Genomic DNA, 25,008 nt, shown 5'->3' with positions numbered 1-25,008 from the left:
GGCGTCCTTATACTGGTGGCTGGATAAATAGACAGTATGGCGACCGCATGACACTTATTCTGGGGATAGACCCGGGGTCACGGATCACCGGCTACGGCGTAGTGCGGGATAATGGTCGCAGCTGCGAATATGTAGCGTCGGGCTGCATTCGGACCGGCAGCGGTGAGCTTTCGGCGCGCTTGCAGGCGGTATTCTGCGGCGTCAGCGAAGTCATCAGGCTCCATGGTCCTGTGACGATGGGCATCGAGCAGGTGTTCATGGCACGCAACGCCGACTCCGCATTGAAGCTGGGGCAGGCGCGAGGGGCGGCAATCGTAGCAGCCGCTGAGCAGGGGTTAGAGATATCGGAGTACACCGCCACGCAGGTCAAACAGGCGATTGCAGGAACTGGCGGGGCGGACAAGCTGCATGTGCAGATGATGGTGATGCATCTGTTGAAATTGACGCAGAAACCGCAAATCGACGCCTCTGACGCGCTGGCCATTGCCTTGTGTCATGCACATCATCGTCAGAGCCTGATTCCACACGGTCTTGCCGGTGCCAAGCGAAGAGGCGGGCGCCTGCGGCTGTAGCTGAGTTCACCGGTGTTGTTTGAAGGGTGTACGAGCAAAATCCGATCGGCGACAGCTCGATCGAACGAGGATCTATCAACGTGATTGGACGCTTGCGCGGTACCTTGGCGGAAAAGCAGCCGCCTCATCTGATTCTCGATGTCAACGGCATCGGCTACGAGCTCGAAGTGCCCATGACTACACTGTATCGCCTGCCTTCGGTGGGTGAGCCCGTCACGCTCCACACCCATCTGGTGGTGCGTGAAGATGCGCATCTGCTTTACGGTTTTGCCGAAAAGCGCGATCGCGAACTGTTTCGCGAACTGATTCGGCTGAACGGTGTCGGGCCCAAGCTTGCCTTGGCCCTTATGTCCGGCCTTGAGGTGGATGAGCTGGTGCGTTGTGTCCAGGCGCAGGACACCTCGGTGCTGGTCAAAATTCCCGGGGTCGGCAAGAAGACTGCCGAGCGCCTGTTGGTCGAACTGAAGGATCGCTTCAAGGCCTGGGAGACCATGCCGTCCATCGCTACCTTGGTGGTGGAACCTCGAAGGGCTGTGGCAGTCTCAAGCGCCGAGAGTGATGCCGTCAGTGCGTTGATCTCCCTTGGCTTCAAGCCGCAAGAGGCGAGCCGTGCCGTAGCCGCCGTACAGGAAGACGATTTGAGCAGTGAAGACCTGATCCGCCGTGCACTGAAGGGAATGGTCTAGCGTGGTTGCTCGAGTTTTTTTTGCTGGGTTGCTCGCCACGTTAGGCCTGCAGCGTTATTCGCTTCCCTGCGACCGCGGCGAGTTGCCCGGGTGGTGCCTGATCTCGCGAACCATCTGCGCTCTGCCTGATCCGGAGTTCAGCAAGGGTGAGCGGTTATGATCGAAGCTGATCGTCTGATGGCTGCCACCGGTCGGGACCGCGAAGAGCAGTCCGACCGCGCCATCCGTCCGCTGAGTCTTGCAGAATATATTGGTCAGCCGGTTGTGTGCGAGCAGATGGATCTCTTCATCCGTGCGGCGCGTGGGCGCAAAGAATCGCTGGATCACACGCTTATCTTTGGTCCGCCAGGGCTGGGTAAGACCACGCTGGCCAACATCATCGCCCAAGAAATGGGTGTCTCGATCAAAAGCACCTCAGGCCCGGTGCTTGAGCGGCCGGGTGATCTTGCGGCGTTGCTGACGAACCTGGAAGAGGGTGATGTCCTGTTCGTCGACGAGATCCATCGACTGCCGCCAATCGTGGAGGAAGTGCTTTATCCCGCGATGGAGGATTTTCAGCTCGACATCATGATCGGTGAGGGCCCAGCGGCACGCTCGATCAAACTCGACTTACCACCGTTCACCCTGGTTGGCGCGACGACGCGGGCCGGCATGCTCACCAATCCGCTGCGCGATCGTTTCGGTATCGTCCAACGTCTCGAGTTCTACTCGACGCCTGACCTGGCGACGATCGTAACTCGATCAGCCGGAATCCTCGGTCTACCTATCGAGGCGGAAGGGGCTGTCGAAATCGCCCGTCGCGCCCGTGGTACGCCGCGTATTGCCAATCGCCTGCTCCGTCGGGTGCGTGATTTCGCCGAAGTGCGCGGTAACGGCGAGATCAGCCGCAGTACCGCAGACATCGCGCTGAACATGCTCGATGTCGACGAGCGCGGTCTGGATCACCAGGATCGCCGTTTGCTGCTGACCCTGATCGAGAAGTTCGATGGCGGTCCGGTTGGCATCGACAGCCTTGCCGCTGCTATCAGCGAAGAACGTCACACCATCGAGGATGTGCTTGAGCCCTATCTGATCCAGCAGGGTTACATCATGCGCACCCCGAGGGGGCGCGTCGTCACGCGTCACGCCTATCTGCATTTTGGTTTGAATCTGCCAAAACGCTTGGGCGATACACCGGCTCCCGACCTTTTCAGTGGCGACACAGAGTGACGAAAATTTGTTTGTTTTACCCGATTGGCAATTGCAGGGCCTGGCACTAGTATGCGCGCGGAATCACTAGCTCAATCGTTCTCCCATCGCTGTCGCGTGTATTACGAAGATACCGATGCGGGCGGCATCGTTTATTACGTCAATTATCTCAAGTTCATGGAGCGGGCCCGTACCGAGCGGTTGCGCAGCCTGGGTTTCGCCCAGTCGCAGCTGGTTGGTGAAGACCTGCTTTTCGTCGTGCATTCGAGTGAAGCGCGTTACCACGCTCCGGCGCGTCTGGACGATGAGTTGCTGGTAACAGCCGAAGTGGTCGAGGTCAAGCGTGCAAGCCTGCGTTTCAAGCAGCAGGTGCGGCGAGCTGACGATGATGTACTGCTCTGTGAAGGGCAGTTCGTGGTGGCCTGTGTGCGCACCGAGAGTTTGAAACCCCGTCCCATTCCCGAGCTGCTTCGTGTCGCTTTCGTCGGGTCGGGTCTACCCCCAGCAGGAGAGTAAGCGTGGAATCCAACGTCGATCATATGTCCATGTGGAGCCTGATCAGCAACGCCAGCTTTGTGGTTCAGCTGGTCATGCTGATCCTGGTAGGCGCCTCGGTGACTTCATGGATCCTGATTTTTCAGCGCGGCAATATGATCCGCGCCGCCAAGCGTGCGCTGGACGCTTTCGAGGAGCGTTTCTGGTCGGGTATCGACCTGTCCAAGCTCTACCGGCAGGCCGGAAGCAATCCGGACCCGGACTCGGGCGTCGAGCAGATTTTCCGGGCAGGTTTCAAAGAGTTTTCCCGCCTGCGTCAGCAGCAGGGCGTCGATCCGGACGCGGTTATGGATGGTGTGAACCGTGCGATGCGAGTGGCCATCTCCCGCGAAGAAGAAAAGCTCGAGCAGGGCCTGCCGTTCCTCGCAACCGTTGGTTCGACCAGCCCTTATATCGGTCTGTTCGGTACCGTTTGGGGCATCATGAACTCCTTCCGCGGGCTGGCGCAGGTTCAGCAAGCCACCTTGGCGACCGTTGCGCCAGGTATCGCCGAAGCACTGATTGCCACGGCGATCGGGCTTTTTGCGGCGATTCCAGCGGTCATCGCTTACAACCGCTTCGTGGCGCGTGGCGAGATGCTCATCGGCCGTTACTACACCTTTGCCGACGAGTTCCAGGCGATCCTCCATCGCAAAGTTCACACCTCCGAAGAGTGAGGCCCGCTGGCCATGGCAAGAATTCGCAACAGACGCAAACCCGTCGCCGAGATGAACGTGGTGCCGTACATCGACGTGATGTTGGTACTGCTGGTGATCTTCATGGTGACTGCCCCAATGCTCAATCAGGGTGTAAAGGTCGACCTGCCAAAGGTCAGCAGCGAAGTGCTGCCTCAGGATAACGCTGCGCAGGTGCTGACAATCTCGATCAAAGCCGACAAGACCTATTACTGGAACATCGGCAGCGAGGTCGACACCGATACCGTCCAGGACAAGGCGTTGACGCTCGAGGAAATGACCAAGGCGGTCACCGCGATCATGAACCAGAACCGCAGTCAGGGTAAGCAGATCCAGGTCTTCGTGCGAGGCGATAAAGCCGTGGATTACGGTTCGGTAATGGCGGCCATGGGCGGACTGCAGGAAGCGGGCGTGGGTAACGTCGGCCTGATTACCGAGGCACCTTGATGCAACAGCCGGATCGTTCGCGCTCTGAGAGTCTCTACTGGCCCACCATTTTGGCGGTGGGCCTGCATGTCATCATATTCGGGATGCTTTTCGTCAGCTTCGCCATGACGCCGGAGCTGCCCCCATCCAGGCCTATCGTTCAGGCCACCCTGTATCAGCTCAAATCCCAGAGCCAGGCCAAAGTACAAACGAACCAGAAAATTGCGGGCGAAGCGCAGAAAACCGCTGCCAAGCAGTACGAAGCCGAGCAGCTGGAGCAGCGCAAGGTCGAACAGCAAAAGCAGGCGGCCGCAAAAGCTGCGGAACAAAAAAAGGCTGATGAGGCTCGAAACGCCGAGGCAGCCAAGGCTGATGCAGTGAAGAAAGCTGCCGAAGCCAAGAAAGCAGATGAAGCAAAAAAAGCCGAGCAGCTGAAGCAGGCGGAGATAGCCAAGAAAAAAGCGGCCGAAGAAGCGCAGAAGAAAAAAGTCGCCGAGGAAGCGAAAAAGAAGGCCGCTGCCGACGCGGCAAAAAAGAAAGCTGCAGAAGAGGCAAAGAAAAAAGCGGCTGCTGAGGCAGCAAAGAAGAAGGCCGCCGATGAGGCGAAGAAAAAAGCCGCAGCCGACGCTGCCCGTAAGGCTGCTGAAGATAAGAAGGCACAAGCATTGGCCGAGCTACTTTCGGATGATACGGAACGACAGCAGGCGATGGCCGATACACAGGGCGACCAGACCGCGGGCAATTTTGATGATCTCATCCGCATGCGGGCTGCTGAAAACTGGACTCGGCCACCGTCGGCGCGAAATAACATGTCGGTAACGCTACGAGTCAACATGCTGCCGGACGGCACCATTACCGCTGCGACTGTTTCACGTTCCAGTGGCGATGCGTCGTTCGACAGTTCCGCAGTAGCGGCAGTAAAGAATATCGGTCGGCTGACCGAGATGCAGGGGCTCTCTGCTCAGGATTTTCAGCCGTATCGTTCGTTCACGATGACGTTTACGCCTGAGGATCTTGCGTTGTGATCAATTACCTTCGAGGTTTCATCGTTCTTCTCTTGTTTGTGCTGGGCAATGCCACAGCCCAGGAGAAGAACATCGTTGTTACCAGCGGCGCGGACCGGGCGATCCCGATCGCAGTGGTGCCGTTCGGCTGGCAGGGTGGCACTGTCCTGCCTGAAGACATGGCCGACATCGTCGGTAACGATATGCGCAACACCGGTATTTTTGAGCCTATCCCAAAGCAGAACATGATCAGCTTGCCGACTCGCGGCAGCGAAATCATCTTTCGTGATTGGAAGGCGCTGGGTGCCCAGTACGTCATGGTGGGCAATATCGAGCCATCGGCCGGCAAGCTGCAGATCCGCTACGAGGTGTTCAACGTCACCACGGAACAGCCCGTCATGACAGGGACCGTTGGTGGCGGTCAGGATCAGCTACGGGACATGGCGCATTACGCGGCCGATCAGGCCTTCGAGAAACTTACGGGTATCAAGGGTGCATTTTCCACGCGTCTGCTTTATGTGACCGTTGAGCGTCTCGGTGGCGCCAATACGCGTTATACCCTGCAACGTTCCGATTACGACGGGGCGCGGGCCGTGACGCTGCTGCAATCGCGTGAGCCGATTCTGTCGCCGCGCTATTCGCCTGACGGGCGCCGGATCGCGTACGTTTCGTTCGAGCAGAAACGTCCCCGTATCTTCATGCAGCATGTCGATACTGGTCGTCGCGAGCAGATCACCAACTTTGAAGGGCTTAACGGTGCGCCGGCGTTCTCTCCGGACGGCAATCGCCTCGCTTTCGTGTTGTCGAAGGATGGCAACCCGGAGATCTATGTAATGGATCTCGGGTCTCGCCAACTGCAGCGGCTCACCAATCATTATGCGATCGACACGGAGCCGTTCTGGGGTTCCGATGGTCAAACGCTCTACTTCACCTCGGATCGCGCCGGCAAGCCTCAGATATACAAGCAGCGTCTGGGTGGCAACAATGCCGAACGAGTAACCTTTGTGGGTAACTACAATGCCAACCCGAAGCTCTCTGCAGACGAAAAGACGCTGGTGATGATTCACCGCCAGGAGGGCTATACCAATTTCAAGGTTGCGGCACAGGACCTGCAACGCGGCAATTTACGGATACTCTCCGAGACAAGTTTGGATGAGTCCCCCACTGTTGCGCCTAATGGCACCATGCTAATCTACGCGACCCGCCAGCAGGGCCGGGGAGTCTTGATGCTCGTATCAATCAATGGTCGAGTTAGGCTCCCGCTTCCTACTGCTCAAGGCGAAGTCCGTGAGCCATCGTGGTCCCCTTACCTGAACTGATGCGGTATCAACGCTTCACCTAACCAAAAACACACCTGGGGTTGTTACACATGGAAATGCTGAAATTCGGTAAGTTTGCTGCGCTGGCTCTGGCTATGGCCGTAGCGGTTGGTTGTTCGTCCAAGGGAGGCGATGACTCCGGAGAAGGTTCCACTGCCGCCATTGATCCAAACGCTGGCTATGGTGCTGACAGCGGTGCCGTCGATGGCAGCATGGGCGGTGAAGAAGCTGCTCTGCGCGCCATTACCACTTTTTACTTCGAATACGACAGCTCGGACCTGAAGCCGGAAGCCATGCGCGCGCTGGACGTTCATGCCAAGGATCTGAAGTCCGCTGGCAACCGCGTCGTACTGGAAGGCCATACCGATGAGCGTGGTACCCGCGAGTACAACATGGCGCTGGGTGAGCGTCGCTCCAGGGCCGTGCAGCGCTATCTGGTTCTGCAGGGCGTATCGCCTGCTCAACTGGAGCTGGTGTCCTACGGTGAAGAGCGTCCGGTTGCCATGGGCAACGACGAGCAGTCCTGGGCTCAGAACCGTCGCGTTGAACTGCGTAAGTAATAAGCCATGCTCAAGCACCGTTACGCTCTGACGCTTATAGCGCTTGGTCTACCGCTTTTAGCGGCGGCCCAGGTCCCGGTGGTGGAATACGACTCACAAACCCAAGGTGGTGCGTCTGAGTCGGGTTATTCCGCTGGGGCGGATACGGGCGGTGCCTATGCCGGGGGCGGAGCATCGGCTCCGTCATCGGCGCAGGGGATGCTCTTCGTGCAGTTGCAGCAGATGCAAGAAGAGATTGCGCAACTGCGCGGCATGCTCGAAGTGCAACAGAACGAGATCCAGCGCCTGAAGCAGGAAGGGCTGGAACGTTATCAAGATTTGGACCGTCGCTTGTCGAGTGCCTCAACAGGCGGATCGGCTAGCCAGAATTCTTCAACCGTGGGCGCACCGGATGTCGGCGGGGCTGTACAGGCGCCAGCAGGCGCTTCGACGCAAGGCACGGCGAGTAGTCCGTCAGCCGACCCTGAAAAGGAAAAGCTGTACTACGACGCTGCGTTTGATCTGATCAAGGCAAAGGATTTCGACAAAGCCAGTCAGGCGTTTGCCGCTTTCCTGCGCAAGTACCCCAGTAGTCCCTATGCGGCTAATGCCCAATATTGGTTGGGTGAAGTGAATCTCGCCAAAGGTGACCTGCAAGGTGCCGGCCAGGCATTCGCCAAGGTCAGCCAGGCGTATCCGCAGCACAACAAGGTGCCGGATTCGCTGTACAAGCTGGCTGACGTGGAGATACGTTTGGGCAACCGCGACAAGGCCAATGGAATTCTTCGTCAGGTCATTGCCGATTACCCGAACAGCTCGGCAGCGCAGCTGGCGCAGCGTCAACTGAATCGATAGGCCTACCATGGCTGTGCTTCAAGCCCGCCCACCCGGCGGGTTTTGTGGGCGCCTGTCCGATTTCGAACAATGAGGTTTGCCATGCGCTGTGCCGTTCCGCTGAAGCCCGCCTTGCTCGCCTTGTTGTTGGCAACACCGCTCGCGACGCACGCGGCGGCAGCAAAGTGTGACTGGCTGATCGCGACTGGCGGTGCGGACAACCCACCTTTTCTCTGGCGGGATCCGCAAAACCCCGAGCGTCTGGTGGGTGCGAATGCCGATCTGCTGAAAAAGATCACCGACTCGCTCGATTTGAAGCTTGACGTTCTCTACACCGGTGACGCGGCGAAGGCGCTTGAGCAAGTGCGCAGCGGCCGTGTGGACGTACTGGCCGATGCGGTACTGTCTCCCAGCGAGCTGGCCTACCTGGATTTTGTCCATCCATCGATCACTAACTTGCAGTTGTCTGCCTGGGTACGTCAGGAGCCGGGGTTCCTCTATGCCAACCGGGAGGATCTGGCAGGTCGCTCGGGGACTTATGTCACGACGGCCGGCTTTGGCAATGCATTCGACAACTATGCCAAAGACCATCTCAATCTACGCTCGGTGCCGAGCCTGGCCGAGGCCCTGAGCGGACTGTCGACGGGTAAAACTGATTATGTGCTGCATGAGCGCTACAGCCTGATTGCATTTGCAGCCCGACAGGGACTGCTAGCCGATATACAGCGGCTGGACCCGCCGGTTTCCATCCGCAGTTTGCATTTTGCGGTCGCTCACGACTCGGCCTGCAACGGGCCATGGCTGCGCGGACAGCTGGCGATAAAAATGACAGAATTGCGCGCCGCGGGAGTGCCACAGCAACTGCTGCTGGACAACCTCGAGCGCTGGAAGCAGCAGTCGGCGTCCACACGCAATTCGCAACGGTAGGATTTTCACTTGATAAAACATCTTTGCGGCACGCTCGTGCTGTTCGCAATGATTGGTTGTGCCAGCGATCCCGCTCCCATTGAACAGCTGCGACTTACCGAGCAGGCGTTGAGCCAGGCACGCTCGCTGGGCGTATCGGAACTGACGCTGGCTGAGCAGAAACTGGCGGCTGCGGACGCAGCGATGAAGGGTGAGCGTTATCGAGAGGCACGCCGGCAAGCCGAGCAAGCCGAACTTGACGCGCGGCTTGCCGAGGCCCGCATGCTTAATGAGGAAAGTCAGCTGGAACTGGCGGAGTTGCACCGCCGCATCGCGCGCTTGCGAGAACAGCCGGGGAGGTTGCAGTGAAACCGCTCTATCTGATCCCCGCGCTGCTGGTAGCGCTTGGCGCACTTCCGGGTTGCGCGACGCACGAGTCGCAGCAGCAGCTGGAAGACGCAGCCATGACGTTTCAGAGCATCAATGAAGTGCCGCAGGTCCTTCAGGATGCGCCCAAGGACGTGATGCGGGCGGGCGAGTCACTGGACCGCGCCAAGCGCTTCGCTGGCTACTGGGGCAGCGCAGAGGATGTCATTCATTATGCCTATCTCAGCAAACGCTACAGCGAGATGGCTCGCCAGCACAGCGAACAGTTACAGAATCAGAGGCGCGCGACCCAGCTGAGCATGGAGCTGGAGCGACGGCGTCAGGCTGTACAGGAAGCCAGGATGCTCGAGCTGCAACACCAGGGTCGCTGGCTGGAGGATCAGATGGTCAGCCTGGCGGCGGCCGAGACCGATCGCGGTCTGGTTATGACCCTGGGTGATGTGCTGTTCAGCGCGGCCAGTGCCGAACCAGGCGCATCCGCCAACCACACACTGCTCAAGGTCGTCCATTTCCTGCAGCTCAATCCCAGGCGGCGGGTCCGGATCGAGGGCTATACGGACAATCGAGGGGATGCGGCCGAAAACCTCGCCTTGTCCAGGGCGCGTGCGCAGACGGTCGGCGACTTCATGCAAAGCCTGGGGATCGATGCGGGGCGTATCGAGGTGGTCGGCTATGGCGAGCAATATCGCGTCGCCGAGAACGCGTCGGCGCGCGGGCGCGCACAGAATCGTCGGGTCGAGATTTTGTTTTCCGACGGGCAAGGGCGCCTGAGCAGCCCGTTGAACTCAGATAGTTATAAAGGTAACTGACTGTGTCGGCGAGTTAGCGGACAACTGTATTGGTCGTGCTTAACGGTGTTGCACTACTGTTATGGTCCAGTTGGCGGAGACGGACGAAATGACCAATCTGTTGCTTTATCAGCGTATTGCGCACCAGCTCGCCGACGATATCCGGCGAGGCGTGTATCGCCCGGGCGAGCGGGTACCCTCGGTGCGCAAAATGAGCATGCAGCTGAACGTCAGCCACGCGACGGTCCTGCAGGCCTATGCCAGTCTGGAAGACCAGGGCATGATCCGCGCCCGTCCGCAATCCGGTTTCTACGTTCATCACACCCCCGCTCTGACCGCGCCTACGCCGGATATCGCTCAGGTCGAACGGCCTACGTTGGTCACCCGCAGCAGCATCATCAATCAGGTGCTCAGTGAATCGCGCCGTGACGGGCTCATACCGCTGGGTGCCGCCGTACCGCACGTGGACTATCTACCGGCTCGTGCGTTACATCAACAGCTCGCCAAGGTCACTCGTTTCCAGAGTCAGCAGGCGTTCAGCTACATGTTCAGCCCCGGCTACGAGCCGCTGCGCCGGCAGGTGGCGATTCGCATGCGCGACGCGGGCGTGGTCGTCGGACCTGACGACGTGGTGATTACGCACGGCTGCGTCGATGCGCTGCAGATGTCCTTGCGCGTGTTGACCAAACCCGGCGATTTGATCGCAGCGGAATCGCCCAGTTATTACGGTTTGTTGCAATTGGCCGATTTGCTCGGGCTCAAGGTGATCGAGATCCCTTGTGATCCGGATACCGGGCTTAGCCTCGAAGCGTTGCAGCTGGCGGCCAGCCAATGGCCGATCAAGGCACTGGTATTGACGGCGCGTTTAAGCAATCCGCTCGGTGGCAGTGTTCCCGACGGCCGGCAGAAACAGTTGCTGAAGCTGGCAGCGAATTTCGACATTCAGATTGTCGAAGACGATATCTATGGCGAATTGCTATTCGACGTAGGATCGATCCGGGCGCTCAAATCCAATGATACCGAGGGGCGGGTGATCTATTGCTCGAGCTTCTCCAAGACCATTTCACCCGGTGTGCGTATTGGCTGGATTATTCCCGGCCGCTACCGCGAAGCGATAAAGCGTTTGCAGACCTTCAGCACGCATTCGGCCTGCAGCGTCACGCAGATGGGCGTTGCCGCGTATCTGGAAAATGGCGGTTATGACCGCCATTTGCGCTACATCCGCCACGAGTACCGGAAGAATCTCAGCGCTTTCCAATTGGCCGTGCAACGTTACTTCCCGGAAGGCACTCAGATGACACGACCTACGGGCGGTTTCATCCTCTGGGTCAGCTTGCCGGCCCGGGTGAATACCAAGGATCTGCATGTCCAGGCGTTGAAGCGTGGGATCAGCATCGCACCGGGTCTGATTTTCAGCAACACCGAGCAGTTCAATCACTGTGTGCGGCTCAACTGTGCGCTGCCCTGGACGGCCGAGGCGGAGCGAGCATTGAAAACCTTGGGTGAGCTTGCTGGAGCGCTTTGCCGACAATCGAGCTAATGGAATCATCCTGTTGAGAGGATGAATGATCGCCTGAATCATGGCTACAGGCCATTTCCGGCCGCTGATGGCAACCCTTGATAGACGCGCGGCTCATGGGTGCTCAGCCGAGTGGACGCAGCGCGGAACCAAGGGCTGTGTTCAGCGATCCCGAGCGTCTTGGGCGTCTGCCTCGGCATTACGCTGAGCGATGCGCTGTTTTTGCTCCTCGGTCAGCGGAATCTTGCGGGCTCCGGCGCGCAACATCAGCAAGCCGCCGATGATTGATCCGATTACGAGAGCCAGTAAAAGCCAGATATACCAGGGCATGCGAATTCTCCAGTAGCTTGATCGGTATGTGCCCACCTTACGCGCGGCTGCAGCGCCAGGCCATCGCGGCGCAGACTGTGGCGCTGCGGATGTGCGGAGCCGCTCCGCCCGGTTAGCGGTTTTCTGCGACAATACGCGCCGAATTTTGCCGAGGACGTGCCATGCCCTGCCAGACTCCGATCATCGTTGCGCTCGATTTTCCCTCCCGTGATGCTGCGCTGGCATTGGCCGGGCAACTGGCCCCGGCGCTGTGTCGCGTCAAGGTCGGCAAGGAACTGTTCACCCGTTGCGGCCCACCGGTGGTGGAAGCTTTGCAGGCCAAAGGCTTCGAGGTGTTTCTCGACTTGAAATTCCACGACATCCCCAACACCACGGCTATGGCCGTCAAGGCGGCAGCAGAGCTGGGCGTGTGGATGGTCAACGTGCATTGCTCCGGCGGCTTGCGGATGATGACCGCTTGCCGGGAAGCGCTGGATAAGCTGAGCGGGCAGAAGCCGCTGCTGGTCGGCGTTACGGTGTTGACCAGCATGGAGCAGGCAGACCTTGCTGACATCGGCCTGGATCTGCCACCGCAGCAGCAAGTGTTGCGTCTTGCTGGGCTGGCTGAGAAGGCAGGACTGGATGGGTTGGTCTGTTCGGCCCAGGAGGCGCAACCCTTGAAAGCGCAGTTCGCCGGGTTGCAGCTGGTGACGCCGGGCATTCGTCCCGCCGGCAGCGCAGCGGATGATCAGCGGCGCATTCTCACCCCTGCTCAGGCGATTACGGCAGGTTCAGATTATTTAGTGATCGGCCGTCCAATCGCCCAGGCCGCCGATCCAACCCAGGCATTGGCTGCAGTCGTCGCAGGACTGGCGTGATCGACTGGCCGGCCGCCATCGCGGCGACCGGCGATTTTGGCCCACTCAGCTGACCTTTAGCACCAGCTTGCCGAAATTGCCTCCGTTGAACAGCGTCATCAGTGTCGCCGGGAAAGTCTCCAGGCCCTCGACGACATCTTCCTTGCTCTTCAGCTCGCCGCCCGGCATCCAGCCGGCCATGTCTCGCATGGCTTCTGGATGGTGCGGCCTTTACCACCGGCCACGCGCTGGCGGTCGATGGCGGTGCCACGGCAATTTGATTCGCTGCGGCGATTCAGACCGATCGCTTGGGTGCGCTGACGATCAACAGCGTCAGCACACCCGCTACCAACCCCCACAGCGCGGAGCCGATGCCGAATAGGGTCAGGCCCGACGCCGTCACCATGAAAGTAATCAGCGCCGCTTCGCGCTCACGCGGTGTTTGCATGGCCTGGGTCAGGCCGCTGCCGATCGAGCCGAGCAGGGCGAGTGCCGCGATGGACAGCACCAGGGCAGCCGGGAAGGAGGCGAACAGGGCGGCCAGGGTGGCGCCGAAAATCCCGGCGACGCCATAGAAGACGCCGCACCAGACGGCGGCGGTATAGCGCCTTGCGGGGTCCGGATGTGCTTCCGGGCCACTGCAGATGGCCATGGTGATCGCGGCCAGATGGATACCGTGGGAGCCAAAGGGTGCCAGCAGCACCGAGGCGATGCCGGTCACCGAAATCAGTGGCGATGCCGGCACCTGATAGCCCTCAGCGCGAAGCACGGCCAGCCCCGGCATGTTCTGCGAGGCCATGGCGATCACGAACAGCGGAATGCCAATACTGAAGATGGCGGCCAGCGACAGGCCCGGCGTGGTCCAGACCGGCGCAGCGACTTCCAGGCTCAGCTCACTGAAGTTCAGCAGACCCATCATTGCCGACAGGCCGCAGCCAATCAGCAGCGCCGAGAGCACCGCATAGCGGGGCTGAAAGCGCTTGGCGAGCAGGTAACCGAAGAACATGCCCAGCACCAGCACTGGCTGAACTTCCACAGCGCGAAAAATCTCGCTGCCGATGTTGAACAACACCCCCGCCAGCAAGGCCGCCGCCAGCGAAGCAGGCACCTTGCGCATCAGCCGCTCGAAGCTGCCGGTAAGCCCGCAGAGCGCAATCAACGCCGAGGCGAAGATGAAGGCACCGATCGCTTCGCCGTACGGAACGCCAGGAAGGCTACTGATCAACAGCGCCGCACCGGGCGTCGACCAGGCGATCACCACAGGCGTCCGGTAGCGCAATGACAGGCCGATGCTGCAGATCGCCATGCCGATCGACAGCGCCCAGATCCAGGAAGAGATCTGTCCGCCGCTGAGCCCAGCGGCTTGCCCGGCCTGAAACATCAATACCAGCGAGCTGGTATAGCCGGTGAGCATGGCAATGAAGCCAGCCACGACGGTGGAGGCCGAGCTGTCCTTGATTAGGCGGTGAGGCGGGGCGGCGGTGGCGGTCATCGTCAGCTGTGGGTCCGGATTCGGGGATGGATACGCGGGGGCGCAATCGCTGACAGACCAGGGCTTGGTCTACTTCCACGCAGCGTGCCAGCGATACACGACAGGCTAGGGGGTTGCGCGCTTGGCGTCGCGGTACAGCCAGCAGCCTAACCAGCGTAACAGTGCCCAGACCCTGCTTGGCGCCGTTCGTCTCCCGCGCGGCGGCGGACAGGAATGGCCGTGCGGACACTGGCACCGAAGTTGCTATTGCTCCTGTGCCTGCTGCGAGGCGTCAAAAAAACCGCAGCTGTTGGAGGAATGATGAGTCAGGGTATCGAATTCAATCGCTTGATGCTGGAAATGCGGGCCATGCAGACCGATGCAATGGCACGCTCCAAGCCCGTGGCCGCAGTCCCGGAAGTGGGCGCGCCGAGCTTTTCCGACATGCTCGGCCAAGCCGTCAATAAAGTGAACGAAACCCAGCAGGCATCCAATCAGTTGGCTACCGCTTTCGAGATGGGCCAGGGCGGCATCGACCTGACCGAAGTCATGATCGCGTCACAGAAAGCCAGCGTTTCCTTTCAGGCCATGACCCAGGTGCGCAACAAGCTGGTCCAGGCGTATCAAGACATCATGCAGATGCCGGTCTAGGGCAGGGTTTGAATTATGGCTGACGCGCTTAGCAATGCCCCTGTGCCGGTTGGTTCGGCTGCACCGAAGAAGCCTTTGCTGGGTCTTTCCTTTCTGGAAAACCTGTCTGAAATGTCGATGCTGCGGCAGATCGGCCTGCTGGTCGGTCTGGCGGCGAGCGTTGCCATCGGTTTTGCCGTGGTGCTTTGGTCACAGCAGCCGGACTACCGGCCATTGCTGGGCAGCCTCGCCGGAACGGACGCCAACCAGGTGATGGAAACCTTGGCGGCCGCCGATATTTCCTACACGGTCGAGCCCAATTCCGGCGTCTTGCTGGTCAAGGCCGACGACCTTGCGCGCGCGCGGTTGAAGCTGGCCAGTGCCGGTGTCGCTCAGACCGACGGCAATATCGGTTTTGAAATTCTCGACAAGGAACAAGGCCTCGGCACCAGCCAGTTCATGGAAGCGACCCGCTATCGCCGTGGCCTTGAAGGCGAGCTGGGTCGCACCATCTCCAGCCTGAATAACGTCAAGGGCGCCCGCGTCCACCTGGCCATTCCGAAGAGCTCGGTATTCGTCCGCGACGAGCGCAAGCCGAGCGCATCGGTACTGGTCGAGCTCTATTCGGGTCGCAGTCTCGAGCCAAGCCAGGTGATGGCGATCATCAATCTGGTCGCGACCAGCGTACCTGAGCTGACCAAATCACAGATCACCGTAGTCGACCAGAAGGGCAACCTGCTATCCGATCAGCAGGAGTTGACCGAGCTGAGCATGGCCGGCAAGCAGTTCGACTATAGCCGTCGTATGGAAAGCCTCTACACCCAGCGCGTGCACAACATCCTGCAGCCGGTGCTGGGCAGCGGTCGCTACAAGGCTGAAGTGTCTGCCGATGTGGATTTCAGTGCAGTCGAATCCACGTCCGAGACCTTCAACCCCGATCAGCCCGCGCTGCGCAGCGAGCAGAGCGTCAGCGAGCAGCGTCAGAGCAGCCTCGGCCCGCAAGGTGTGCCTGGTGCCCTCAGCAATCAGCCACCGGGACCCGCTGCTGCGCCCGAGAATGCTGTTGCCGGGCAGGCCGGCGCGGCGGGTGCCATCGCTCCGGGCCAGCCGTTGCTGGATGCCAATGGTCAGCAAGTCATGGACCCCGCGACCGGACAACCCATGCTGGCGCCGTATCCGGCAGACAAGCGCGAGCAGGCGACCCGCAACTATGAATTGGATCGGTCGATCAGCTACACCAAGCAGCAGCAGGGGCGCCTGCGTCGGTTGTCGGTTGCCGTGGTGCTCGACGATCAGATGACCGTTGCCGCGGACGGCACCACCACTCGGATACCGCGCACCGCCGAAGAACTGGCGCGCTTCACCCGGCTGGTGCAGGATGCGGTCGGTTTTGATGCAAGCCGTGGTGACAGCGTCAGTGTGATCAATGCGCCATTCGCCGCTGACTTGCTCGACGAGACCTTCATCGAGATTCCGTTCTACTCGCAGCCATGGTTCTGGGACATCGTCAAGCAGGTGCTCGGTGTCCTGTTCATCCTGGTACTGGTGTTCGGCGTGCTGCGGCCCGTGCTGAACAACCTGACCAACGCCGGCAAGAGCAAGGAATTGCAAACAGCGGGCGGTGATGCCGAGCTCGGCAACCTGGAAGGCATCGACGGCGCGCTGCCCAGTGATCGAGTCAGTTTGAGCGGGCCGCAGAGCATCATGCTGCCGAGCCCGACCGAGGGATACGATGCGCAATTGAATGCCATCAAGAATCTGGTAGCGGAAGACCCGGGCCGGGTGGCTCAGGTCGTCAAAGATTGGATCAATGCAGATGAGTGATGCGCGCGTTCCGGCTAACAAGCTGAACAAGATCGACAAGGCCGCGATACTGCTGCTCTCGCTGGGCGAGGCCGATGCCGCGCAGGTGCTGCGCCATCTCGGCCCGAAGGAAGTGCAGAAGGTCGGCACGACGATGGCGCAGATGCGCAACATTCACCGTGAACAGGTCGAGAAAGTGATGAGCGAGTTTGTCGACATCGTTGGCGATCAGACCGGCCTTGGCGTGGGCTCGGACGGTTATATCCGCAAGATGCTCACCCAGGCGCTGGGCGAGGACAAAGCCGGAGGCCTGATCGATCGCATCCTGCTGGGTGGCAACACCAGCGGCCTGGACAGCCTGAAGTGGATGGAGCCCCGCGCGGTAGCCGACGTGATCCGCTACGAGCATCCACAGATCCAGGCGATCGTGGTGGCGTATCTGGATCCTGACCAGGCGGGCGAAGTGCTGTCGCATTTCGATCACAAGGTACGGCTCGACATCGTTCTTCGCGTGTCGTCGCTCAATACCGTGCAGCCGGCGGCGTTGAAGGAGCTCAACCTGATTTTGGAGAAACAGTTCTCCGGCAACGCCAATACCACGCGGGCAACGCTGGGCGGTGTCAAGCGCGCCGCGGACATCATGAACTACCTCGACAGTTCAGTCGAAGGCCAACTGATGGACGCCATTCGGGATGTCGACGAAGATCTGTCCTCGCAGATCGAGGACCTGATGTTCGTGTTCGACAATCTTGCCGATCTCGACGACCGGGGCATTCAGGTGTTGCTGCGCGAAGTATCCTCCGATGTGCTGGTCATGGCGCTCAAGGGCGCTGACGAAGCGATCAAGGAGAAGATCTTCAAGAACATGTCCAAGCGCGCCGGCGAGTTGCTGCGCGACGACCTGGAAGCCAAGGGGCCGGTGCGCATCAGCGAAGTCGAGGGCGCCCAGAAGGAAATTCTCACTATCGCTCGCCGTATGGCCGAAGCCGGAGAGATCGTGCTCGGTGGCAAGGGCGGCGAAGAAATGATCTAGGTCCAGGCGAGCCGTATGTCCAAGGAAAACCCCAGCGACGTGATCCGCGCGAAGGACGTCAATGTCTTCGATCGCTGGGCCCTGCCGAGCTTCGACCCGCTGGGTGCGACGCCGGAAGAGCCTGAAGCGGCCGATGAACCGAGCCCGGACGAAGAGCTGTCGCGCAGCGAAGACGTCCCTGTCGAGGAAGTCAAACCGCTGACGCTCGACGAACTCGAGGCGATTCGTCAGGAGGCCTACAACGAAGGTTTCAGCACGGGCGAAAAGGACGGGTTTCACGCCGGTCAGCTCAAGGCCAGGCAAGAAGCCGAGGCGGCGCTGATCCCCAAGCTGCAGGGCCTGGAAAAGCTGATGACGCAGCTGCTCGAACCCATCGCCGATCAGGATCGCAACCTCGAACACGCCATGGTCACGCTGGTCAGCCAGCTGGCGCGCGAAGTGATTCAACGCGATCTGCTGCTCGACTCCAGCCAGATCCGCCAGGTGCTGCGCGAAGCGCTCAAGTTGTTGCCCATGGGGGCCAGTAACGTGCGCATCTACATCAACCCGCAGGATTTCGACTTGGTCAAAGCGCTGCGCGAGCGCCACGAAGAGACCTGGCGCATTGTTGAGGACAGTGAACTGCTGCCGGGCGGTTGCCGGATCGAGACCGAACAGAGCCGTATCGACGCGAGTGTCGAAACGCGCCTGGGCCTGGCGATCAGTCAACTATTCGAACAGCAGCGGGAAAACGCCACCAGCCCGCCCGAGGCTGACCTGCATCTCGATCTCGATCTCGATCTCGATCTCGATCTCGATCTCGGCTCGGGTGCGGAGCCAGCCGATGCGCCTTGAACGAACCAGCTTCGCCAAGCGCTTCGAAACCTACGGCGAGGCGATCAAGCTTCCCAGCCAACCGATCCTCGAGGGTCGGTTGTTGCGTATGGTCGGGTTGACGCTGGAAGCCGAAGGCCTGCGTGCGGCGGTGGGCAGCCGCTGCCTGGTGATCAATGACGACAGCTACCATCCAACCCAGGTCGAAGCGGAAGTAATGGGCTTCTCCGGCGGCAAGCTCTATCTGATGCCGGTCGGCAGCCTGGCGGGCATCGCCCCCGGCGCGCGCGTGGTGCCCTTGGCCAATACCGGGCGGCTACCCATGGGGACCTCGATGCTGGGGCGCGTGCTGGATGGTGCTGGCCGTGCACTGGACGGCAAGGGCGGAATGAAAGCCGAGGACTGGGTCCCCCTGGACGGCCCGCTGATCAACCCACTCAAGCGCCACCCCATCAGCGAGCCGCTGGATGTCGGGATCCGCAGCATCAACGGCTTGCTGACCGTCGGCCGCGGGCAGCGTCTGGGGCTGTTCGCCGGCACCGGCGTGGGTAAGTCCGTCCTGCTCGGCATGATGACGCGCTTCACCGAGGCCGACATCATCGTCGTCGGGCTCATCGGCGAACGGGGCCGGGAGGTAAAAGAGTTCATCGAGAACATTCTTACCGAAGAAAGCATCAAGCGTTCGGTTGTCGTCGCCTCACCGGCGGACGACGCGCCCTTGATGCGCTTGCGAGCCGCCATGTACTGCACGCGCATCGCTGAATACTTCCGCGACAAGGGCAAGAACGTCCTGCTGCTGATGGATTCGTTGACCCGCTTCGCTCAAGCCCAGCGCGAAATTGCTCTGGCCATCGGCGAACCGCCGGCGACCAAGGGTTACCCGCCTTCGGTATTCGCCAAGCTGCCGAGCCTGGTGGAGCGCGCGGGTAATGCCGAGGAGGGCGGCGGTTCGATCACGGCGTTCTATACCGTCTTGTCCGAGGGCGACGATCAGCAGGACCCGATCGCCGACGCCGCACGAGGGGTGTTGGACGGCCATTTTGTGTTGTCTCGCCGGTTGGCGGAGGAGGGGCATTACCCCGCCATCGACATCGAGGCCTCAATCAGCCGGGTCATGCCGCAGGTGGTCAGTGCTGAACATATGCGCAATGCCCAGCGCTTCAAACAGCTCTGGTCGCGGTTTCAGCAGAGCCGCGATCTGATCAGCGTCGGCGCGTACGTACCGGGAGGCGATCCGGAAACCGACCTCGCCATCGCCCGACAGGCGGAGATGGTTCGCTACCTTCGGCAGGGTCTGGACGAAGCCGAGCATTTGGCCCAGAGCGAAGCGCTGCTGGGCGGCGTATTCAATCCCAAGGCCGCAGGCTAATCCTTGCCAGCCAGCCGAGCGGCGCGCCTGGCGCCGGTGATCGATATGGCCGAGCGTGCCGAGCGAGAGGCCGCTAAGCTATTTGGCCAAGGCCAGGCGCAAGTCGCCCAGGCCGAAGCCAAGCTGGGCGAGTTACGGCAATACTTCGCCGATTACCAGCAGCAGTGGATGGCGCAGGGCAGCCAGGGCGTGTCCGGCCAATGGCTGATGAACTACCAACGTTTTCTCTCCCAGCTCGAGTCCGCCATCGGGCAGCAGCAGCGCAGCCTGGATTGGCACCGCAACAACCTCGACAAGCTGCGTGACCAATGGCAACAGCGGCGTGCCCGGCTAGACGGCCTGCGCAGACTGGTCGAGCGCTACCTGCAAGAGGCAAGAACCGCGGCGGACAAGCGAGAGCAAAAACTGCTGGACGAATTTTCCCAGCGACTCTCGAGTCGCCCCAAACAGGATTGAGGCTTGCTGCGCTGGGCTTAGGGTGCTAAATCTTCATCAGCTTCTTTACATTAGCGCGGTGGGAACTGAAGCTGCAGGCCCTGGACGTGGCGCCATTCGGCGCGCCGGCACCAACCCAGCAAGACAGCGGTGGCGAAAGACCACGACCTCGTTCGGATCAGGAGTGCTACTAGATGACCATCAGTGCACAGCTATCGGCAGATGGACAGGAGCTGACCATAACGATTCGGGGGCGCTTCGATTTCAACACGCACCAGGCTTTTCGCGATGCCTATCAGTGTGCTGGGAGTTCGCCCCGACGCTATGTGGTCGATCTCAACGGCGCGACCTATCTCGACAGTTCCGCCCTTGGGATGTTGTTGCTGTTGCGTGATCATGCGGGCAGCGATAAGGCCGATATTCGCCTGATCAATTGCAATCCTGACGTCCGCAAAATCCTTTCGGTTTCCAACTTCGAACAACTGTTCGCGATCGCCTGATGCCTCGTCGGCTCTCCATACTCATTGCCGAGGATGGTGCGGCTGATCGCCTGCTGTTGGCGGCTATCGTCCGCCGCCAGGGCCATCACGTGGTAACGGCCGCCAATGGCGCCGAAGCGGTGGAACTGTTCGAGCGCGAGCGCCCACAGCTGGTTCTGATGGATGCGTTGATGCCGGTGATGGACGGCTTCGAAGCGGCACAGCAGATCAAGCAATTGGCTGGCAATGAGCTGGTGCCCATCATCTTTCTTACCTCGCTGACCGAAAACGAAGCGCTGGTTCGCTGCCTCGAGGCGGGCGGCGATGACTTTATCGCCAAGCCCTACAACCCGATCATGCTGGAAGCAAAGATCCAGGCCATGCATCGCTTGCGCCGCCTGCAAGCGACGCTGCTGGAGCAGCGTGATCTGATCGGCCGCCGCAATCAGCAATTGCTCGACGAGCAGCGCGCGGCCAAGGCCATTTTCGACAAGGTCGCTCACGCCGGCTGCCTTGACGCCCCCAACATCCGCTATCGACAATCTCCTCGGGCGCTGTTCAATGGCGACCTGCTGCTTGCTGCCCAAGCGCCGGCCGGCAGGATGTTCGTGCTACTCGGCGACTTCACCGGCCATGGTCTGCCGGCTGCGATCGGTGCCATGCCGCTGGCGGAAACGTTTTACGGAATGACCGCCAAGGGCTATTCGAGCAATCAGATCCTTCGCGATATCAACGCCAAGCTGAAGCTGATCCTGCCGGTCGAGATGTTCTGCTGCGCCACCTTTCTCGACATCAACCTCGAGCAAGGCATATTGCGCGTATGGAACGGTGGCTTGCCAGACGGCTACCTGCTCAAGGCCGTGAACGGCGCACGGTTGCCCTTGCGGTCCAGGCATTTGCCGCTGGGGGTACGAGAGGCGACGTCATTCGATGACACCTTCGAGACACTGCCTTTGGCGCTGGGCGATCGCCTGCTGTTGCTGTCGGACGGGTTGCTGGAGAGTTGCAACGCCGATGATCAGCTGTTCGGCGAGCAACGGCTGCTTGCGGTAATGGAGTCCAACAGCGACCCCGCGACGCTGTTAGACGACATTCAGGAGGCGCTGCATGCCTTCCATGGTCAAATACTTGACGACCTGAGCTTGGTTGAAGTGAGCATGATCGCCGAGCCTGGGGCGGTTGCGCCTCATTCGCTTCATGTTTACCCACTCGGAAGCCGAGAGCTGCGCCCGAGAGATTGGTCGACTTGCATCGAACTACGCCCCGGCAGCCTGCGCTCGGCTGACCCTTTGCCGATGGCGATGCAGCTTTTGCTGCAGATTTCGCCCCTGCGCTACCGTGTCGGCAGCATTTTTACAGTGTTGACTGAGCTCTATGCCAACGCGGTGGAGCATGGGGTGCTGTTGCTCGATTCGTCCATCAAGTTCGACGCGGAAGGCTTTGCCCGCTATTACCGGGAACGCCAGCGGCGGCTGGACGCGCTTGGCGAAGGCTTCGTGTCGATCGAGTTTACCGTCAAGTCTGAAGGGGCCAAGGGGTATCTGCGCATCGCTGTTCGCGACAGCGGACCGGGCTTCGATGTGCAGCGTGCATTGGACCGGCAATACGGCAGCGAATCCCTGGAAGGGCGAGGGCTACGCATGATTCGCCAGTTAAGCGAGCGATTTTATTGGCAGCCCGACGGCAAGGTGCTCAACGTGGAGTTTCACTGGTCCGGTCATGCATAATCCGCCGTTTACAGCCAGGAGCGTTTCCGTGGCCGAACATCTCGACACCAGCGCGCTGGTAACCCTTCAGGAAGTGATGGAAGCGGAGTACCCGGTACTGCTGGACACCTTCCTCGCCGATTCCGAAGAGCGGCTGCGGCTGTTGCAGGCGGCCTGTCGGAGCGGCGAGGCAGAGCGCCTGCGTCAGGCTGCGCACAGTTTCAAAGGTAGCTGCAGCAACATGGGCGCCGCGTTGCTGGCAGAACTTTGTCGAGAGATGGAGGAGTCCGCCAGGCGCGACCAACTGGATGAGGCGCCGGTCCTGATCGAGCGCATCGAACGCGAATTTACCATTGTGCGCATGCTCTATCGCGCCGAACGCCAGCGTTGGGCAGGACCTGGCTGACAAGCACCTTTTTCCCAGAGCCCCGCTGGGGTCGCTACGCTGCCGCTGAACCTTCATTCGCTACCGAGTGGCCCGGAGTTTGCTTGAGCATCAGCACGTCTCCATCCTCAGCGGAAAGATCCATGGCCGTTTCCCCCGATCTGTTGCTCAATATCAAGGCCCCGACCGCCGCCGCCAAGGCCGCGAACGCATCCCCCAAGCCTGCCCGACAATCCAGTCGTGACGAGGCCTCCGGCTTCGCTGACGTCTATGCGAAAGAGCGCCAGGGCAAGCCTGCCGAGGCGCAAAACGCGGCGGCGAAGCCGGCCCGGGACAAGCCGACTGGCAAGGAACCGAGTCAGGAAACCGACAAGGCAAGCGGCACCGAAAAGCCGGCTGCGGCCGAAACCGGCAATGAGTTGCCTGCCAGCCCCGAGACGGTGGATGACGGCGCGCCGAATCCGGAGGCCGAGCTTGATCCGCTGCTGCTGTTCGGCATGGGCGGCCAGGGTACGGTCAGCGAGGCGCCGCCCGTCGACGAACTGCCGCTGCCAGACAGCGAGTTACTGGTTGGCCTGGCACTGCCGCAGGCGGCTGCCGAGAGTCTCGAGGCTGACGGCGAGGCGTTGCTGACAGGGCAGCGTACGCTGGAGCTCCAGTCGACTACCCAGAAGAGCCCTTTCCTGAACGCCGTATTGGCGGAGGAAGGCGCAGGCGATGCGCAGGAAACCGCCCCGGCGAGCCTGCCAGAGGGTGAGGCCTTGCTCGACGAGGGTGACGAGCGTTCGCTGGAGGAAGACTTTGGTGAACTGCTCGAAAAACTTGACGCGCCGAAGGACAGTCGCCCAAGCAACGCCGAAGCGGCGTTGAACCGGCTCAATCCATTGACTCAGGCGCTTGCTCAGCAGAATCAGACCCAGCAGCTGCAGCGGCCCACGATGGTGCCAGGACAACCTGTGCAGATGCAGCAGACCGGCTGGAGCGAAGCCGTGGTCGATCGGGTGATGTGGTTGTCCAGCCAGAACCTCAAGTCGGCCGAAATTCAGCTTGATCCGGCCGAGCTGGGCCGCATGGAGGTTCGTATCGACATGACCAAGGATCAAACCCAGGTGACCTTCCTCAGCCCGCACGCAGGCGTACGCGATGCGCTGGAAGGGCAACTGCAGCGGCTTCGCGATATGTTCACTCAGCAGGGGATGACGATGGACGTAAACGTCTCTGACCAGTCGCGAGGCTGGCGCGGTGACGGCGGCGGCGAATCGCGTGATGGTGGCGTCGCCGGTGTATCGACTGCAGGGGATGATGAGGTCGTTCAGGGCAGCATGGAGATCAGCTCCGCGCGTGCCGGTGGCGATCGCGGCTTGGTGGATTACTACGCGTGACCGTAACGTGCTGACAGGAACCGGGCTGTGCGCCCGGTTTTTTGCTCATGCACCCTGAGTCACGGACTATTCGTCTACAAAAGACGGACGCGCCATGGCAATCGTTTACGCTGCCTGTTCGCTGGCCGATACTTTGGCACAGCAGTTGCTCGCTCGTTGATGAGGCGAGTGAAAACACTTGTGATGACGGATATTTGGCATGGCAAAGAAACAGGGACCTCCGGACGTTCCGAGTCCTGCGGCTGCGAGCGAAGGAAAGGGCAAACTCAAGCTGATCATTCTGATTGTCCTAGGATTGCTGTTGGCCGTCGGGGTGTCGGTGGGCGCTATCTTGTACTCCATGTATCGAGGCGAGTCGCCGCAGGCGGCGGATGAGACTGCCAAGGCTGATGCCGCGCCCCGGCGGCAGGCGGCGATTTATGAGGTGCTGGCACCGGCTTTTATTGTCAACTTCACCAATGCCGGTGGGCGCCAGCGCTACATGCAAGTCAGCGTTGCGCTGATGTCGCGTGATCAGGCAGCGCTCGATGGGTTGAAGGAACACATGCCGTTGTTACGCAATCAACTGGTCATGTTGTTCTCCAGTCAGGACTTTGCCAGCCTGGCGACGCCTGTCGGCCAGGAGATGCTGCGGCAGCAGGCGACCGCCAGCGTTCAGGAGCTGGCACAGAAGGAAATCGGCAAGCTCGCGATCGAGCAAGTCCTGTTCACCAACTTCGTATTGCAATAGGGGTCGTTTCAGATGGCTGTTCAAGACCTGCTCTCGCAAGACGAGATCGACGCGCTCCTGCACGGAGTCGATGACGGTCTGGTCGATACCGAAAGCGATTCCGAACCGGGCAGTATCAAGAGTTACGACCTGACCAGCCAGGACCGGATCGTCCGTGGGCGCATGCCTACCCTGGAAATGATCAACGAACGTTTTGCCCGCTACAGGGG

28 protein-coding genes and 2 pseudogenes are annotated in these 25,008 nt (G+C 60.5%); 27 read left to right on the top strand and 3 right to left on the bottom strand.

Annotation, left to right across the window (positions count from 1 at the left end; genetic code table 11):
- The first annotated feature begins 47 nt into the window (after window positions 1-47).
- The 14 genes from ruvC to NA637_RS13290 all read left to right on the top strand — a co-directional run bounded on the left by ruvC (window position 48) and on the right by NA637_RS13290 (window position 11,418).
- On the top strand, window positions 48-572 hold the full coding sequence (gene ruvC, locus NA637_RS13355) for a crossover junction endodeoxyribonuclease RuvC (RefSeq protein WP_256072807.1): 525 nt from the start codon (window positions 48-50) through the stop codon (window positions 570-572).
- Between the two features lie 80 nt (window positions 573-652).
- The gene (ruvA, locus tag NA637_RS13350) at window positions 653-1,258 is read left to right on the top strand and encodes a Holliday junction branch migration protein RuvA (protein ID WP_256072763.1); all 606 of its coding nucleotides are present in this window, start codon (window positions 653-655) and stop codon (window positions 1,256-1,258) included.
- Window positions 1,259-1,414: 156 nt separating this feature from the next.
- Window positions 1,415-2,467, top strand: a complete 1,053-nt coding sequence (gene ruvB, locus NA637_RS13345; protein WP_256072759.1) for a Holliday junction branch migration DNA helicase RuvB — start codon at window positions 1,415-1,417, stop codon at window positions 2,465-2,467.
- 51 nt (window positions 2,468-2,518) lie between these two features.
- Window positions 2,519-2,962 (top strand): tol-pal system-associated acyl-CoA thioesterase, encoded by a 444-nt coding sequence (ybgC, locus tag NA637_RS13340; protein ID WP_256072752.1) that lies wholly within the window; start codon window positions 2,519-2,521, stop codon window positions 2,960-2,962.
- A 2-nt stretch (window positions 2,963-2,964) separates the two neighbouring features.
- Complete coding sequence (tolQ, locus tag NA637_RS13335) at window positions 2,965-3,657, top strand: protein TolQ (RefSeq protein ID WP_256072750.1); 693 nt, start codon at window positions 2,965-2,967, stop codon at window positions 3,655-3,657.
- Window positions 3,658-3,669: 12 nt separating this feature from the next.
- Entirely contained in the window at window positions 3,670-4,122 is a 453-nt protein-coding gene (gene tolR / locus NA637_RS13330) for a protein TolR (protein WP_256072748.1), read from the top strand.
- Window positions 4,122-5,126 (top strand): cell envelope integrity protein TolA, encoded by a 1,005-nt coding sequence (tolA, locus tag NA637_RS13325; RefSeq protein WP_256072746.1) that lies wholly within the window; start codon window positions 4,122-4,124, stop codon window positions 5,124-5,126. The genes tolR and tolA overlap by 1 nt, the downstream gene beginning before the upstream one ends.
- A complete protein-coding gene (tolB, locus tag NA637_RS13320; protein ID WP_336605503.1) occupies window positions 5,123-6,424 on the top strand; it encodes a Tol-Pal system beta propeller repeat protein TolB in 1,302 nt (433 codons plus the stop codon). Before tolA ends, tolB begins: the two co-directional genes overlap by 4 nt.
- 50 nt (window positions 6,425-6,474) lie before the next feature.
- Window positions 6,475-6,984, top strand: coding sequence for a peptidoglycan-associated lipoprotein Pal (pal, locus tag NA637_RS13315; RefSeq protein WP_256072745.1), 510 nt, complete (start codon window positions 6,475-6,477; stop codon window positions 6,982-6,984).
- A gap of 6 nt (window positions 6,985-6,990) precedes the next feature.
- Complete coding sequence (gene ybgF / locus NA637_RS13310) at window positions 6,991-7,818, top strand: tol-pal system protein YbgF (protein WP_256072744.1); 828 nt, start codon at window positions 6,991-6,993, stop codon at window positions 7,816-7,818.
- 81 nt (window positions 7,819-7,899) lie between these two features.
- Complete coding sequence (locus NA637_RS13305; RefSeq protein WP_256072803.1) at window positions 7,900-8,724, top strand: transporter substrate-binding domain-containing protein; 825 nt, start codon at window positions 7,900-7,902, stop codon at window positions 8,722-8,724.
- A gap of 48 nt (window positions 8,725-8,772) precedes the next feature.
- Window positions 8,773-9,072 carry a DUF4398 domain-containing protein gene (locus NA637_RS13300; RefSeq protein WP_256072801.1) on the top strand — a complete coding sequence of 100 codons (300 nt, stop codon included), beginning with the start codon at window positions 8,773-8,775 and terminating at the stop codon, window positions 9,070-9,072.
- On the top strand, window positions 9,069-9,899 hold the full coding sequence (locus NA637_RS13295) for an OmpA family protein (RefSeq protein ID WP_256072743.1): 831 nt from the start codon (window positions 9,069-9,071) through the stop codon (window positions 9,897-9,899). Before NA637_RS13300 ends, NA637_RS13295 begins: the two co-directional genes overlap by 4 nt.
- An 88-nt stretch (window positions 9,900-9,987) precedes the next feature.
- Complete coding sequence (locus NA637_RS13290) at window positions 9,988-11,418, top strand: PLP-dependent aminotransferase family protein (protein ID WP_256072742.1); 1,431 nt, start codon at window positions 9,988-9,990, stop codon at window positions 11,416-11,418.
- Window positions 11,419-11,559: 141 nt separating this feature from the next.
- On the opposite strand, the gene NA637_RS13285 is transcribed toward NA637_RS13290, so the two are convergent.
- Window positions 11,560-11,727, bottom strand: a complete 168-nt coding sequence (locus NA637_RS13285) for a DUF2897 family protein (RefSeq protein ID WP_256072740.1) — start codon at window positions 11,725-11,727, stop codon at window positions 11,560-11,562.
- A gap of 161 nt (window positions 11,728-11,888) precedes the next feature.
- Here NA637_RS13285 and pyrF point away from each other — a divergent pair, with 161 nt between their 5' ends.
- Entirely contained in the window at window positions 11,889-12,584 is a 696-nt protein-coding gene (pyrF, locus tag NA637_RS13280; protein ID WP_256072739.1) for an orotidine-5'-phosphate decarboxylase, read from the top strand.
- Between the two features lie 45 nt (window positions 12,585-12,629).
- On the opposite strand, the pseudogene NA637_RS13275 reads toward pyrF, so the two are convergent.
- Window positions 12,630-12,776: pseudogene (locus NA637_RS13275) on the bottom strand (NADP-dependent oxidoreductase); the annotation flags it as partial.
- Between the two features lie 82 nt (window positions 12,777-12,858).
- Entirely contained in the window at window positions 12,859-14,055 is a 1,197-nt protein-coding gene (locus NA637_RS13270) for a benzoate/H(+) symporter BenE family transporter (protein ID WP_256072738.1), read from the bottom strand.
- A 300-nt stretch (window positions 14,056-14,355) separates the two neighbouring features.
- On the opposite strand from NA637_RS13270, the gene fliE reads away from it, so the two are divergent.
- The 12 genes and pseudogenes from fliE to NA637_RS13210 all read left to right on the top strand — a co-directional run.
- Entirely contained in the window at window positions 14,356-14,685 is a 330-nt protein-coding gene (gene fliE, locus NA637_RS13265; RefSeq protein WP_256072736.1) for a flagellar hook-basal body complex protein FliE, read from the top strand.
- 15 nt (window positions 14,686-14,700) lie between these two features.
- A complete protein-coding gene (gene fliF / locus NA637_RS13260) occupies window positions 14,701-16,488 on the top strand; it encodes a flagellar basal-body MS-ring/collar protein FliF (RefSeq protein ID WP_256072730.1) in 1,788 nt (595 codons plus the stop codon).
- Complete coding sequence (gene fliG, locus NA637_RS13255; protein WP_256072729.1) at window positions 16,481-17,500, top strand: flagellar motor switch protein FliG; 1,020 nt, start codon at window positions 16,481-16,483, stop codon at window positions 17,498-17,500. Before fliF ends, fliG begins: the two co-directional genes overlap by 8 nt.
- A gap of 15 nt (window positions 17,501-17,515) precedes the next feature.
- Window positions 17,516-18,334, top strand: coding sequence for a flagellar assembly protein FliH (gene fliH / locus NA637_RS13250; protein ID WP_256072728.1), 819 nt, complete (start codon window positions 17,516-17,518; stop codon window positions 18,332-18,334).
- A complete protein-coding gene (gene fliI, locus NA637_RS13245; RefSeq protein ID WP_256072727.1) occupies window positions 18,324-19,682 on the top strand; it encodes a flagellar protein export ATPase FliI in 1,359 nt (452 codons plus the stop codon). The genes fliH and fliI overlap by 11 nt, the downstream gene beginning before the upstream one ends.
- 3 nt (window positions 19,683-19,685) lie before the next feature.
- A complete protein-coding gene (gene fliJ, locus NA637_RS13240; RefSeq protein WP_256072726.1) occupies window positions 19,686-20,138 on the top strand; it encodes a flagellar export protein FliJ in 453 nt (150 codons plus the stop codon).
- Between the two features lie 173 nt (window positions 20,139-20,311).
- The gene (locus NA637_RS13235; protein ID WP_256072725.1) at window positions 20,312-20,617 is read left to right on the top strand and encodes an STAS domain-containing protein; all 306 of its coding nucleotides are present in this window, start codon (window positions 20,312-20,314) and stop codon (window positions 20,615-20,617) included.
- Complete coding sequence (locus NA637_RS13230) at window positions 20,617-22,323, top strand: fused response regulator/phosphatase (protein ID WP_256072724.1); 1,707 nt, start codon at window positions 20,617-20,619, stop codon at window positions 22,321-22,323. The genes NA637_RS13235 and NA637_RS13230 overlap by 1 nt, the downstream gene beginning before the upstream one ends.
- Before the next feature lie 76 nt (window positions 22,324-22,399).
- A complete protein-coding gene (locus NA637_RS13225) occupies window positions 22,400-22,708 on the top strand; it encodes an Hpt domain-containing protein (protein ID WP_423836729.1) in 309 nt (102 codons plus the stop codon).
- A gap of 122 nt (window positions 22,709-22,830) precedes the next feature.
- Entirely contained in the window at window positions 22,831-24,069 is a 1,239-nt protein-coding gene (locus NA637_RS13220) for a flagellar hook-length control protein FliK (RefSeq protein WP_256072722.1), read from the top strand.
- Window positions 24,070-24,268: 199 nt separating this feature from the next.
- Window positions 24,269-24,799 carry a flagellar basal body-associated protein FliL gene (gene fliL, locus NA637_RS13215; protein WP_256072721.1) on the top strand — a complete coding sequence of 177 codons (531 nt, stop codon included), beginning with the start codon at window positions 24,269-24,271 and terminating at the stop codon, window positions 24,797-24,799.
- Window positions 24,800-24,811: 12 nt separating this feature from the next.
- Window positions 24,812-25,008, top strand: a pseudogene (locus NA637_RS13210) (flagellar motor switch protein FliM); the annotation flags it as partial.

This window comes from Stutzerimonas stutzeri (assembly GCF_024448935.1).
Lineage (GTDB): Bacteria > Pseudomonadota > Gammaproteobacteria > Pseudomonadales > Pseudomonadaceae > Stutzerimonas > Stutzerimonas stutzeri_AO.
Note: the sequence above shows the minus strand (reverse complement) of the source record. Positions and strands in the feature narration are given on the sequence as shown.